5 protein-coding genes are annotated in these 13,042 nt (G+C 61.4%); 1 reads left to right on the top strand and 4 read right to left on the bottom strand.

Features of this window, described 5'->3' with window-relative positions; translation table 11 throughout:
* Positions 1-55 precede the first annotated feature (55 nt).
* Positions 56-2,839, top strand: coding sequence for a TonB-dependent receptor (locus tag RKE25_RS00660; RefSeq protein WP_311840344.1), 2,784 nt, complete (start codon positions 56-58; stop codon positions 2,837-2,839).
* A gap of 300 nt (positions 2,840-3,139) precedes the next feature.
* Here RKE25_RS00660 and RKE25_RS00665 read toward each other — a convergent pair whose 3' ends face one another.
* The 4 genes from RKE25_RS00665 to RKE25_RS00680 form a co-directional block, all read right to left on the bottom strand.
* Complete coding sequence (locus RKE25_RS00665; RefSeq protein ID WP_311840345.1) at positions 3,140-3,370, bottom strand: hypothetical protein; 231 nt, start codon at positions 3,368-3,370, stop codon at positions 3,140-3,142.
* A 9-nt stretch (positions 3,371-3,379) separates the two neighbouring features.
* Positions 3,380-4,366 carry an RHS repeat-associated core domain-containing protein gene (locus RKE25_RS00670; protein ID WP_311840346.1) on the bottom strand — a complete coding sequence of 329 codons (987 nt, stop codon included), beginning with the start codon at positions 4,364-4,366 and terminating at the stop codon, positions 3,380-3,382.
* Complete coding sequence (locus RKE25_RS00675) at positions 4,363-10,188, bottom strand: hypothetical protein (RefSeq protein WP_311840347.1); 5,826 nt, start codon at positions 10,186-10,188, stop codon at positions 4,363-4,365. Before RKE25_RS00675 ends, RKE25_RS00670 begins: the two co-directional genes overlap by 4 nt.
* A gap of 519 nt (positions 10,189-10,707) precedes the next feature.
* Positions 10,708-12,918 carry a glycoside hydrolase family 3 C-terminal domain-containing protein gene (locus RKE25_RS00680; RefSeq protein ID WP_311840348.1) on the bottom strand — a complete coding sequence of 737 codons (2,211 nt, stop codon included), beginning with the start codon at positions 12,916-12,918 and terminating at the stop codon, positions 10,708-10,710.
* Between the last annotated feature and the right edge of the window lie 124 nt (positions 12,919-13,042).

The following is a 13,042-nucleotide window of genomic DNA, read 5'->3' on the forward strand; positions in this document are numbered from 1 at the left end:
GGCCTTTCCCATGGCCGAACGACATCCCCACCGAGCCATCCCGGAGTTGCACCACATGCGTTCCCTACATCCCCTGGCCCGTGCCATCGCGGCGGCCATCGGCAGTCTCGCCCTGGCCGGCACGGCCTTCGCCGGCGACGTTCCTGCTGCGCCCGCCCAGGCGGCGCAGGACGGTACCGCCACGCCAGCGGCTGCCACCACGCTGACCAAGATCACCGTGGCCGCCAACCGCTACGACGCCAGCCAACTGCAGATGGACGCGGTCAACACGGTCAACGTGTTGTCGGCGGATGATCTGAAGTACACCGCCGTACACAACGTGGCCGAGGCACTGGGCCTGTTGCCTGGCGTCAACGTGTTCAACACCGGGCAGTCGTATTTCGGCGGCATCGACGGCGCCTCGCGCGGCGAAGGCATGTTCACCTCGGTGCGCGGCCTCAACGCCGAATACAACGTCAACCTGATCAACGGCGTGAACGTGGCGCAGGGCATGGCCTACAGCCGCGGCGTGCAGCTGAGCTTGCTGCCTCCCTCCGGCCTGCAGACCATCGTGCTCAACAAGACCTCTACCGCTGACATGGACGGCGACGCGATCGGCGGCACCATCGATTTCCGCACGCCCACCGCCTTCGACTTCAGCGCGCCGATGAGCGGCAGCATCACCGCCAGCGGCCGCATGGAAAGCCGCGCGCGCGACTACGGCGACAACGGCCTGGGCGGCGGCCTGGCCGGCGAGTTCCAGACCAAGTTCGGCCAGGAAAAGCAGTTCGGTATCTACGCGAGCGCGTATTATGACAAGCGCAACTACGTGAACAGCGAAGCGGCCGCCGCCTCGTCCGCACTGAACGACGGTGCGTGGGAGTTCGCCCGCACCACCGCCTCCGGCGACAACGCACCTGGCTTCGACCCCGTACGCAACCTGCTCAGCACCGGCATGAACATCGGCACCTCGTCCGGCGACACCAAGCGCTACGGCGGCAACGTCTCGCTGGACTGGAAGGTGGATGACACCCTTACCGCCTACGCGCGTGCCACCTACGGCTACGCCAAGACAGCGCAGAACACCACCTACCTGCAGATCATCCCGGCGAACGTCAAATACATACCGGTGGGCAGCACCGGCTTCTACGAGCCGATGATCGGCCGCATTGCCACCCGTTTCTGGTACGAGACCAACCCGGAGAAGGCCGACCTGGCCACCTTCCAGGTCGGCGGCGACAAGACGCTCGGTGGCTGGACCCTGTCGCCCAGCCTGTTCTACAGCTTTGGCGACAACGACCGTCCGGACCACGTCGAGATCTCCGCGCGCAACGACCAGTACAGCTCCGCCAACTTTCCTTACGGCGCCAGCACGGTCATGAGTTACGGCGCCGACAACCTGCCCTACCCGATGCTGACACCGGCGATGAACGCGCAGCTCAACAGCGTCGCCACGATGTACGCGCGCCGCGCGGGCCAGTTGACCAAGTCGTACAGCGGCCAGGAAAAGGGCGGCCTGAAGTTCGATGCCCGCTACGACTTCGACGACGGCGGCCCGCTACGCTCGGTGCAGATGGGCGTGAAGTACAGCGACGCCCACCGCGAGTTCACCAACCGCGACTGGACCACGGCCAAGTTCACCGACGGCCGCAGCTTCGGCTCGCTGGGCCTGATCGACGGCGGCTACTCGTCGGTATTCCCCGGCGTCTACGACTACAACGTGCCCACCATCGACCAGGGCGCGCTCAAGCGCCTGATCGCCTCGCACGTCACCGACGGCAATCTGGACACCTGCAGCGACCTGTACATCAACAACTGGAACTGCAACACCCAGCGCGCCCGCGAGACGGTGAGCGCTGCCTACGCCATGGCCAACTTCAAGTGGGGCGACCTGGAAGTGATCCCTGGCCTGCGCTTCGAGCACACCGACATCCGCAACACCTTCTGGGTGACGCCGCGCGATGCCGCCGGCAAGGAACAGGTGGGCTACTTCGCGCGCAACTACACCCATTACGACGAACCGCTGCCCAGTCTCTTCGTCAACCACCGCGACGGCGACAACGCGGTGTACCGCGGCTCGATCTGGAGCAGCTACACCCGTCCGGCCTTCGTGCAGCTCGGCGGCGGCTCGCAGGTGAGCATGTCGGCCGATGGCCTGACCACGATCACCGAAGGCAACCCCAACCTCAAGCCGATTAAGTCGCTCAACCTCGACCTTTCCGGCGAGTGGAGCAACCAGCACGGCGGCCACGCGATGGCGGCGCTGTTCTACAAGAAGCTCTCCAACTACATCTACGAATCCGGCAGCAACCCGGTCAACGCGGGCACCGCCGACGCAGGCTCGATCCAGTACGTGCGTCCGCAGAACGGCGGCGACGGCAAGGTGTATGGCGTGGAAGCCGCCGTGCGGCAGAAATTCCAGGACATGCCTGCGCCGTTCGACGGCTTCGGCGTGGGCCTCAATGCCACGCGCCAGTGGACGAGCGTGGACCTCGGCATGGACGGCTTCCGCCACCAGCGCATCCAGAACGCGCCGGAGTTGATGGGCAATGCGGAACTGTTCTACGAAAAGAACGGCTTCTCGGTGAACCTCAGCTACCACTACGCCGGCTCGTACGTCTCCACCTACGACTACTTCGGCCAGAACGCCGCGTGGGACAACCTGTGGATCCGCCCAGTGACGCGCGTGGACCTGCACGCCGGCTACGCCTTCCCGCACGGCTTCCAGGTCGACTTGTCGATCTCCAACCTGACGAAGAATTACACGTACTGGTCGCACGTGGGCCGCAACAGCCTGGCGATCTCCGACGTGGTGGATTCGGGCATGACGACGTTGCTGACGGCGAAGTATTCGTTCTGATGCGTTCGGTGTTCCGCCGTGCCAGGAAGGCGCGGCGAAACGTAGGTCGGGATAGGTACCGACGAATCACAACGATGCCTTGCGATTCGCCTACGGCTACCTCAAACCTACGCTATCGACTCGCCGCCTGGCGCATCCGTTGTACGACGCTAATGAATCGAGACACCACTTGCTCAAATGCGCGTGGCACGCCTCCTGGCCGCCCGAGCGAACGCAGCCGGCTCTGGCCAATTCAGTTCGAAAGCCGTCAGCCTGAGACCACCACGCCTCTGTCGGTGACGATAGTCATAAAGCGGAAATTTACTCCGAATCTGGAGTCCAAACAAAAAATCCGTCTACCCAGTGATCTTGACCCAAGACGTATTCAACAATATTGAAATCATCCGGATAATCCTTGAAGCCCGGCCTCAGCACCGCCCTAGACTTGGCATCCTCTGCATCTGCCATAGTCTCGTACGCTCCTATAACTTTATACTCATCCTCGCCATCTGCATTTTCACGACTATGTTCGAGTATATATACTTTTTTCATTATCCAGCCTCATGGGTCCTTAAAACTTCTATCTCCCCACTTTTTAATCTGAGACCATTCGCCACCAGCACCTTTGTCTGACGCCGACGGCGGCCTTCCATACCTATCTCCGAATAGGCGGTCGGCAAATTCCTTGCCACTTTCACCGACATAAGGACGCTGACCTTTTGCCCAGCTCGGAGCGTCTTTTGACCCTTCTTTGCCGCTCAACTTGGGTACCGGTATTTTTAACGGCTTGGAGCTTACTACGATTGGCCCTCCACAGTAGACCGCCCCATAGCATCCTTGCCTGCCATAAATAGAGTCGTGTACAGAGTTTGCATCTGCGACATACAGCGTCACGGCAAGAGCATAAGGGCCGGCAGCCGCTAATGCACGACCGACGGTCATCCATGCTCCTCTAACAATAATGGGAGTTACGGTCGAATTGGTACCGACAATTACCGGAGCCAATGTAATAGCCCCTGCTGGCTGGCTTTGATTCTGAGGCGACGGAAGTGGCGGTGGCTGCTGATCGCTCTTACCGCCATCATGGCAATCGTCTCCGCTATCCCCATTACCTGCACAATCAGCGCCGTCCGGATCGAAATTTTTTATAGGGTTATTTCCAGCATAGGAAAAACGATTGAAATTATCGACAAACCCCAGAGAATCGACGCTTAAAAAGCGCCCTAATGCAGGGTCATAGTATCGTTCTTGCATATAAACAAGTCCGATCTCCGGTTCGTTCACGTGACCGGCATAGCCAGGCCCAGCAACCAGAGATCCGGATGACTGTGTCCCGTAAGGCTTGTAATCGAATGTAGCGATGATAGTTCCGCTACCATCTGCCTCAGCCAACGACGTTCCCTGCGGATCGGTATAAACGTACGTTACCTTGCCTGCCTGTGCTGTAAGACACGGAAGCAGCATCAATAAGACGATGCATAAGCCCTTCAGTATTCTGGCCAGCATAGTTCCGTCCAGATCACGGGTTGAAATCAGGCCGCCTATCATAGCGACACCGTCCTATACCCACTCCACGGCGAACAACCCGCGCTATTACAAGCACGCACCCGGTACTGGATGGTGTCTCCAGTGATATCCGTAAGTTCACTGAATGTAGTGTTTGGCCCCGTATAGACGATGAAAGTACCGTCGTTTGAGTTGGTTTCTTCCAGGTCGTAGCTGGTAGCACCCGCCACGGTCGACCAGTTCAAGTACACATAGTGCTTGGCCCCACCGCCGCTTAGGCTGTAATCGGGAGCTGTGGGGGTAGCGGGAATGCGTGTGACCACCACATTTGCCGTGCCACTCCAAGGCCCACATCCACCTGCGTTACACGCCTGCACGCGGTACCCATACGTCGCGGTGCCTTTGCCTGACGCACCCCAGCTGGTCGAACCATTGGCCTGTACCAGCGTCCACCCGCCGCCGTTCAACTGCTCCTGCAAGTTGTAGTACGTCGCACCGCCCACGCCCGACCAGCTCACCGTGTAGCTGCCCGAATTATTGCTGGAAGGCGCGCTAATGCCAGGCGCACTGCTTGGCGGAATAGTTACGGTCACTGCGCTGCTAGTCTTGTAACCGCTGCAACCACTGGCATTGCATGCCTGCACATAGAAGACCACGCTGCCCGTGGCGCTCTCGGTCGTCGAAACGCTCGTCGCCGCACCGCTGTATACACCGGTCAACCCGCCGCCGTTGAAGCTCTGCGCCAAGTTGTAGCTGGTAGCCGTGCTGCTAGCCGCCCAACTGATCGCGACCGGGCCATTGCTGGTGGCCGGCACGCTGATGCTCGCAGGCATGGGCGGCGGCAGAAGCACCGTGGTCGTGCCCGTGCTGCTCCATCCACCGCAACCACCGACATTGCAGGCCTGCACGCGGTAGCTGTAACTGCCGTTGCCGCGGCCGCTGGTCGACCAGCTGGTGCCACCATTGGACTGCGCCGTGCTCCAGGTGCCACCCCCATTGGTGCTTTCCTGCAATGTATAGCTGGTCGCCGTACTCACCGCGGTCCAGCTAACCGCGTAGCTGCCGCTGGTACTGTTGCTTGGCACGGACAAGGTTGGTATGCCCGTGGGTGGATGAGTAACCACGAGGGCATTGCTGCCGGCTTTCCAGGCGCTGCAGTTGTAGGCATTGCAGGCTTCCACCCGGTACAGATAGCTGCCATTGGCAAGGCCGCTCAGGGCAGCGGTGGTTGCGGTGCCGTCATACACGTTCGACCAGTTGCTGCCGCCGTCGCTGCTCTGCTGGACCACATAATGGGTAATCTGGCTCACTGAAGCCCAACTCAGCGCGGCGTTGCCATCGGCGCTGGCCGCCGGCACCGCGAGGCTGGTCGGTGCGGGGGGAACCACACCGTACGTGGTGTCCACTTTCACGACCGATGAAGTCACGAAGCCACGTGTGCCATGACTGTTCTTGGCCTGCACCTGATAGGTGTAGTTGCCGCTCGCGGTGCCTGGACGACTGATGGACAGCGCCGTGGTATCAGCGGCGATGGTCACCCATGCGCCACCGTTCAGCGCTTCCTGGACGTCGTAGCTGGTAGCCGACATGGGCGCGGTCCAGCTCACAGTGTAGTTGCCGTTGACGATGCCGCCGGGCACCATGATCGTCGGCGTTGCCGGCGTCACACCCAAGGTGGCGGAGACCGTCCAGCCACTGACGCAGCCGGAAGCGGCACAGGCCTGCACTCTGTAAAGGTAATCTCCACCCTCCTGGTTCAACACTGCCAGGCTGGTACCAGTCAACGTGCCACTGCCGGCCACGTTCCAACTCGCCCCGTTGTCGGCGCTTATCTGCAGGTTGTAGCTGGTGGCGCCCGGCACGGCCGTCCAGTTGACCGTGTAGTTGCCGCCACTGGCGTTGGCGCTGAAGGTGATGCTCGCGGGGTTGCCGAGCTTGAGCGACTCGTTGCGCGCGATCAGCTTCTTGCCCAGGTAGATGTAGTTGGTGGCCTTGGACGCGCTGGCGTCGAAGGCGTACACCAGCTGGCCCGCCTGGGTGTAGAAGTAGTACGTCGCTCCCGCCCCGTTAGCCGGCGTCTTGATCACGCGGCGTCCCGCCGCGTCGTACTGGTAGCTGTCGTAACCGGGGATATCGGTGAGCTGGTTCTTCTGGTCGAAGTTCATCGTCGTGCCATTGCGGCTGTTGACGTTGCCACGGTTGTCGTAGCCCAGCGTGACGACGGCATTAGCGCCCTGGGTAATGCTGGTCAGGCGATTGGTGGCGTCGTAGTTGTAGGTGAACATCTGGCCGCCGCTGACCCGGCTGCGAATGTTGTTGATCGGGTCGTAGCCATAGCTCTCCGTGCCCCACAGGTTGCTGGCCTGGGCGTTGGTCAGACGGTTGAGCGTGTCGTAGCCGAAGGTCTTCGTGCGGGTACCGGCGGCCAGGTCGGTGATGGACGTGATGTTGCCGTTGGCGTCGTAGGCGTAGTCTTCGCTGAGCTTCAGCGCGCCGCCGTTGCCGTAGGTGAAGTTGCTCAACAGCTGACGGGCATTCTTCTGTACGGCATACGAGTCGCCGTTGCCGAACGTGAAGGAGGCGACTTCGCCGTCCGGGTAATAGCTCACGCCGGTGGCATAACCGCCCACCTGGGTCGCACGGCCCAAAGCATCCGGTGCGTAGCTCACTGCTTCGCCATCCGGGTACTGGATGGTGCTGACCGAGCCGTAGGCATCATGGGCATAACCCATGCGCCACAGGTCCTGGCCATCGACCTGCAGCGATTCGCCCGTGAGCTGCCCGAGCTTGTTGCGGAAGCCGGTCCAGAAAGTCACGCCCGAGCTGGCGGTATGGACGTTGCCCAGCGGATCGTAGGAATAGGTCGTGCTCTGCGTCCCTGCCGGCGGCGCCAAGGTCAGCACGCGATTCATGGGATCGTAGCTGCGCGTGGTCTGCGCCGCAGTAGGCACTTGCCCGTACCCGCAATCAGTGCCGGTAATCGCCATGCCCGAAGCGGTCCAGGCAACGTTGTTGGCGTTGTCGTAGGCCGTCACTTCACTGCCACTTTCCGGCTCACTGGTGCGGCACAGACGGTGATAGCTGTCGTAGACCAGCGTCTTGGTGACATCACCGCTTAAACCGTTGGCCGTACCCCACTGATGAATCTGCGTGGGGTTGCCATACTGGTCGCGGATAATGGTCTGGTTGATGCCCTCCGGCGCCTGCACTTGGATTACAGCGTCATAGGTGGGCTGGTCGAAGACCTGGTAGCTGGTCGTGGTGACGTAGTTCTTCGGATCGGTAACCTGCCGGCGGGCCCCCGATAGGTATGTTGTAGTAGCGGTCAGCGTGCCCAGTTCCGAGGTCTGCTGGGTCTGGGTAAGACGGCCGAGCGTGTCGTAGAAACTGGTGGTGCCAGCGGTGATCGCACTGCGGTCCGGCGCGCCGTTGACCGGATAGGACACGAATGTCTTCTGGCCTTTCCAGTCGTAATCGGTGCGCGCACTGATCGCGGTGCTGGTACCGCTAATGGAAGTCGTGCTCAGTACCGGGCGCAACATCGCATCGAAGTAGGTCGTGGTGACGGCGTTGCCCTTAGTCGTCACGCGCCGCCAATGGTTGGCCGGCACCCCTTGTTCGGCTGCGCCGACGAACGCATAGTCGAACGTCTTGGGGTACCACGCCACCTCGTCGCCCAATGGATAGTAGATGCGCTTGATCCGGCCTACCGGGTCATAGGTATAGCTGGTCGTTGCGCCAGCCTGATCCGTGATGCTCGTAATCTGACCGAAGTCATCCACCACCAGACTTTGCGTGGTGCTATCTGGATACCCGATCAGCTGCGGAATACCGCGCTTGTAGTTGCCCAGCGTAGTAGTGTGGGTATTGCCGTCGGTGAAGCTCGCCAATTGGCCCTGAGCGTTGAACGTATAGCTCATTACCGGCTGGCCGAAGCGATAGCGTTGTGACAGCGTGACGTTGCTCAGATCGTATACATACTTATCGATCGTCTCGGTCTGGCCTTTGTAAATGTTGTCCACTTGTGTGGGCAGGCCAAGCACCCAATGCGGCAGATCATTGAGGTAGGCCGTCTGTTCCTCGACCGGATCCTGACTGAAGCTGTTGTACCGCTTGGTCTTGGTGACTTGTGCGAACTCATTGAATGATTCGGCCAGCCACGTATAAGTATCTCCGTCCTGTTGGATGTCCTTCTGTTGCAGTGGCGCCACCTGAGAGGTAATTGCCTCATTGATGCGCTGACCCTGCCAGCTGGTTCCGAACCAGCTTGGCCACGGACCATTCGACTCACTGGCGTATTGGGTGATCTCCGATCGCGCGATTGCGCTGCTCGTGTTCCCGACATACATATCGGTGCGCAGCATCCGGCCTTCGCTGATGTCGAACCAATTGCTAAAGGTATAACGCGTGGCTCTGCCGTCCGGATTGACTACATCGGTCCAGACAGTCGACGGGCAACCATTGACACAATCGTTATCCCAGCTGTCATTGGCTGGCGAGTAGCTGTAATTCCAGCTTTGCGAGGCGGGTAGGCCTGCGCCGCTGAATATCTTGTTGGTGATCGTGTACGAGTACCAGGCACGTGGAACGAGTGCATAGCCGGTCTCATAGTCTCCACCCCAGCAGGACTTCGGCGCGTGCGAGCGACCATGCTTGATCGCTGTCACGGTGAAGGTGCCTGTGAGGCCGGAGGGATGCGTGATGCTGCCGGACCAGGAACTTGGAGCAACCACACCCGGGCTGTTGCAATCACCAAGAATGTTCGGCGTCAAATCAGGCTGATACTTGAGGTTTGCCATGGCAAAACCCCACTCGCTCTGATCAGGCTGAGTCACTCGGGTTAGGGTGGGCTGCCCTGTCGCAGGAAAAGTACCGTAGCTGTATGTCCATGTCCGCGGGGTGCCGCTGGAAGGCTGCGCGGTAACGCTAGCGATCGTGCCGTTGCTGTTGTACTGCAACGAGATTTCGCGTCCATCACTGGCGGTGATACTCGTGAGATTCCCCCCGGTATAGTTGTAGTGCAGCCAGTTGCCAAAGCGGTCCTCGATCTTGGTCACCAGCAGGGCTGCGTATTCGCGGTACAGGTCGTCCGTTTCGCCGTCGGATAGCGGTATCGGCTTAGTGATGATTGGCGCTTGGCTGTAGCCGAAATAGTCGAACGTGTATTTCGTGCCATCCGGCGCAAGCGCGAAGAACGCCTCACGCGTGGAATCGTTGGCCGCCTGCGGCAGGCAACCGATCATCCAGTGCTTCTTGGTGAGCGCGGGAAACACCTGCCCGGGCATTTGCGGTGCGTAGGCGTAGTTCCCTTGAGAGCGCCCAAGAATGTCCTGTGAATCACCTCCGGGCATCACCAGCTGATAGCCATGCCACCATTCATCGGCGCCCCAGTTCTGGCGACTGGTGATACCTCCGGGCTTCATTACGACCGGCGGGATCCCGATGTGCGTGCAGATTGCCAATGGCGAAGGACCATCGACCATCCAGTCCTGCACGTTCTGCTGAGTCGCAGCGATAGTGGTGATACGAGGAAGGTCGAGCTCCCAGTCAGCGAAGGCCCAGTTGGCAAAGCCATCGGTGTCGTCCTTGCCCGTGATACGGAACGACCGCGTCAACTGCAACAGCGGGCCGGTACCGGAAAGGCTGATATCTGTCTGCGAAAACGACAGGCTCCCGTTGTACAGGCCAATGTTCTCGCCAAAAGGGTTTTCGCCGAGAGGTTGGATGTCCTCATCAATCTTGAGGAGCTTCTTGTACTCCAACTCTGGAGAAATATTTTGCTGGGCAGCGAGGCCCGTCGACAGAAGCAAAAGCGCGACCGCAATCCATCCATGGCGCGAAACGCGCCGCTGACGACAAGCCATAATTCCCCCGGTTTGAAAGTCGTGCCCCCGCACGCGCGAAGTCGTAGAGATGGCCCCTTACCCCCATCTCATGCCTTCTCGCCGCCAGAAAATAGAACGGCGGCGTGAAGACAAGTAGCAGAACAAAATATCTTGCACAAGCATCTTGCGAATGTTGCGCTTTCGCACGACTAACTCATTGATCCGATAAGTCGGCTTGTTATGAGCAACGGGTAACTGACAGCTAGACGTAAGATTCTTTGACGTCCGAAGAAGAGCTTGCCTTGCCTTCTATAATCGTGATGGCGATTTTGCCAATGCGGCCGGCGTATCCACATGGAGCCCCACGAGCAACATAAAGTGGTTCGCCATATCCAACAGCATCCACGGCAGCGGCGCGCGGACTCATATGCTCCGGTGTGTTACCGGGACCAGCACGCTATAGACATGCGATCCGTATTAACGGCCATAGCGACCTACTTGACCATATCAAGGACGAGGTCAGGGTAACTGTGGGCCCTGCCTTGTCCCTGGCAGGCGTTAAAGCGTGGAGGCCGAAAGCGTCACGTTGATCGGCGCCCCAACCGTCTCCGACGACGAACCCTCGACCACCACGTACTCGCCCCCACGCACCACCCACCCACGCTTCGCCACGTCGAAGTCCGCCAACAACTTCCGCTCCAACGGAATGCTCACCTCCCGCTTCTCACCCGGCTTGAGGAACACCTTCGCGAAACCCGCGAGACGCTTCGCCTTCGCGCCCGGCACCTGCACATACACCTGTGCCACATCCGCGCCGGCGCGCTTGCCGGTGTTGGCCACGGTTACCGTGGCCGTCACCTTGTCGCCCTTCGCGTCGACCTTGAGCGGGCCGTGCTCGAAGGTGGTGTACGAGAGGCCGTAGCCGAAGGGGAACAGCGGCTGGATGCCTTTCATCTGGTACCAGCGATAGCCGACATTCGCGCCTTCGATCGCATAGTCCACCGTGTCCGGCGGCGTGCCGCCCGCGGCGGCGGGGAGGTCGGGGCGCGGGAGTTGCGCGACGTCGCGCGGCCAGCTGATGGGCAGGCGGCCGGAAGGGTTGACCTTGCCGGAGAGGAGGTTGGCGATGCCCGTGCCGGCGTCGCCGCCGGGGTACCAGACTTCCAGCACGGCGCCCACCTGATTGAGCCAGGGCATGGCGACGGGGCTGCCGTTCTCCAGCACGACGATGGTGTGCGGATTGGCTTTGGCTACCGCGGCGACGAGTGCGTCCTGGCCATCCGGCAGTGACAAGTCCGGCGCGTCGAACGCTTCACCGGCCCACTTCTGCACGAACACCACGGCGACCTTCGACTTCGCCGCGAGCGCCGCGGCGGCGGCGACGTCATCGCCGCTGGCGAACTGCACGTTCGCCTTGGGCGCCATCGCCTGCAATGCCTTCAGCGGCGCATAGGGGTGATACATGATCGGGCCCGGCCAATCGGTCGGCTTCAGGCCCGGCACGGCGTTGCCGCCCTTTGCACTGACGAGCGAGGAACCGCCGCCGGCCAGCACGCCCTTATCCGCGTGCGCGCCGATCACCGCGATGGATTCGAGCTTCGTCGCATCGAGCGGCAACAGGCCGTTCTCGTTGCGCAGAAGCACCGCACCGGCTTCCAGCGTTTCGCGCGCCACGGCGAGGTTGGCTTTCTCGTCAATCGGCGCCTTCTTTGCCGGATGCTCGAACACGCCCGCGGCAAAGAAACTGCGCAGGATGCGCTTGACCATGTCGTCGATGCGCGCCTGCTTCACCTCGCCCTTGGCGAGCGCGGTCTTCAGCGGCGCATCGAAGTAGATCTCCTTGTCGAAGATCTCGCCGGCCGATTCCTGGTCCAGCCCTGCGTTCACCGCTTTCGCCGCGCTGTGTACGCCGCCCCAGTCGGACATCACGAAGCCGGGATACTTCCAGTCGCGCTTGAGCACCTGGTTGAGCAGGTAGTCGTTCTCGCAGGCCCAGTCGCCATTGATCTTGTTGTACGAGCACATCACCGAGCCAGGCTTGCCGCGCTCGATCGCCAGCTCGAAGGCCAGCAGATCGGATTCGCGCATGGCCTGCTCGCCGATCTGTGCGCTGATGGTGGTGCGGCCGGTTTCCTGGTCGTTGAGCGCGTAGTGCTTGATGGTGGAGACGACGTGCTGGCTTTCGATGCCGCGGATGGCTTCGCCGACGATGGTGCCGGCCAGCAGCGGGTCTTCGCCGGCGTATTCGAAGTTGCGGCCGTTGCGCGGTTCGCGCATCAGGTTGATGCCGCCGGCCAGCAGCACGTTGAAGCCTTTCGCATGCGCCTCGCCGCCGATCATGGCGCCGCCGCGGAAGGCGATTTTCGGGTCCCAGCTCGCCGCGGTGACGGGCCCGGCCGGCAGCGGCGTGGCGTAGTCGCCGGGGCGCATGCGGTCGGAGGTGGCCACGCCCAGGCCGGCGTCGCTTTCCTGGATGGCGGGAATGCCGACGCGATCGAGCGCCGGGATGTAGCCGGCCGAACCGATGTAGCCCGGCGGCACCGGCTTGTCTTCCGGCTTGCGCGGGCCGGCGTAGTAGCTGCGGATGAGGTGGAACTTCTCGTCCTGCGTGAGCTGCGCCAGCAGCAGATCGGCGCGCTTGTCGGGCGAGAGCTTCGCATCGCTCCATGGATGCGCCGCCGGCGCCTGCTGGGCCAGCGCTGTGCCCATCCAGGTGGCCAGTCCGAACACGATCGCGCACCGCAGTGCGTTGCCGGCTTTGCGTTTCATCCCTCGTCCCTCCGTCGGAGCTGGCGCGGCCTGTATGGCCTCGCGCCGGTGCAGTCATTGAAAGGGCGGAGTATGCACGGCGGGTGGTGCCGTGTCCGTCGAAGCCCACCGGCGGTGGGCGAAA

Source organism: Dyella sp. BiH032 (genome assembly GCF_031954525.1).
Classification (GTDB): Bacteria; Pseudomonadota; Gammaproteobacteria; order Xanthomonadales; family Rhodanobacteraceae; genus Dyella_D.

Bases quoted from the DNA above. Each gene is read 5' to 3' on its own strand.
- RKE25_RS00660 (WP_311840344.1), top strand. From the start codon at position 56: ATGCGTTCCCTACATCCCCTGGCCCGTGCCATCGCGGCGGCCATCGGC.
- RKE25_RS00680 (WP_311840348.1), bottom strand. From the start codon at position 12,918: ATGAAACGCAAAGCCGGCAACGCACTGCGGTGCGCGATCGTGTTCGGA.
- RKE25_RS00665 (WP_311840345.1), bottom strand. From the start codon at position 3,370: ATGAAAAAAGTATATATACTCGAACATAGTCGTGAAAATGCAGATGGC.
- RKE25_RS00675 (WP_311840347.1), bottom strand. From the start codon at position 10,188: ATGGCTTGTCGTCAGCGGCGCGTTTCGCGCCATGGATGGATTGCGGTC.
- RKE25_RS00670 (WP_311840346.1), bottom strand. From the start codon at position 4,366: ATGATAGGCGGCCTGATTTCAACCCGTGATCTGGACGGAACTATGCTG.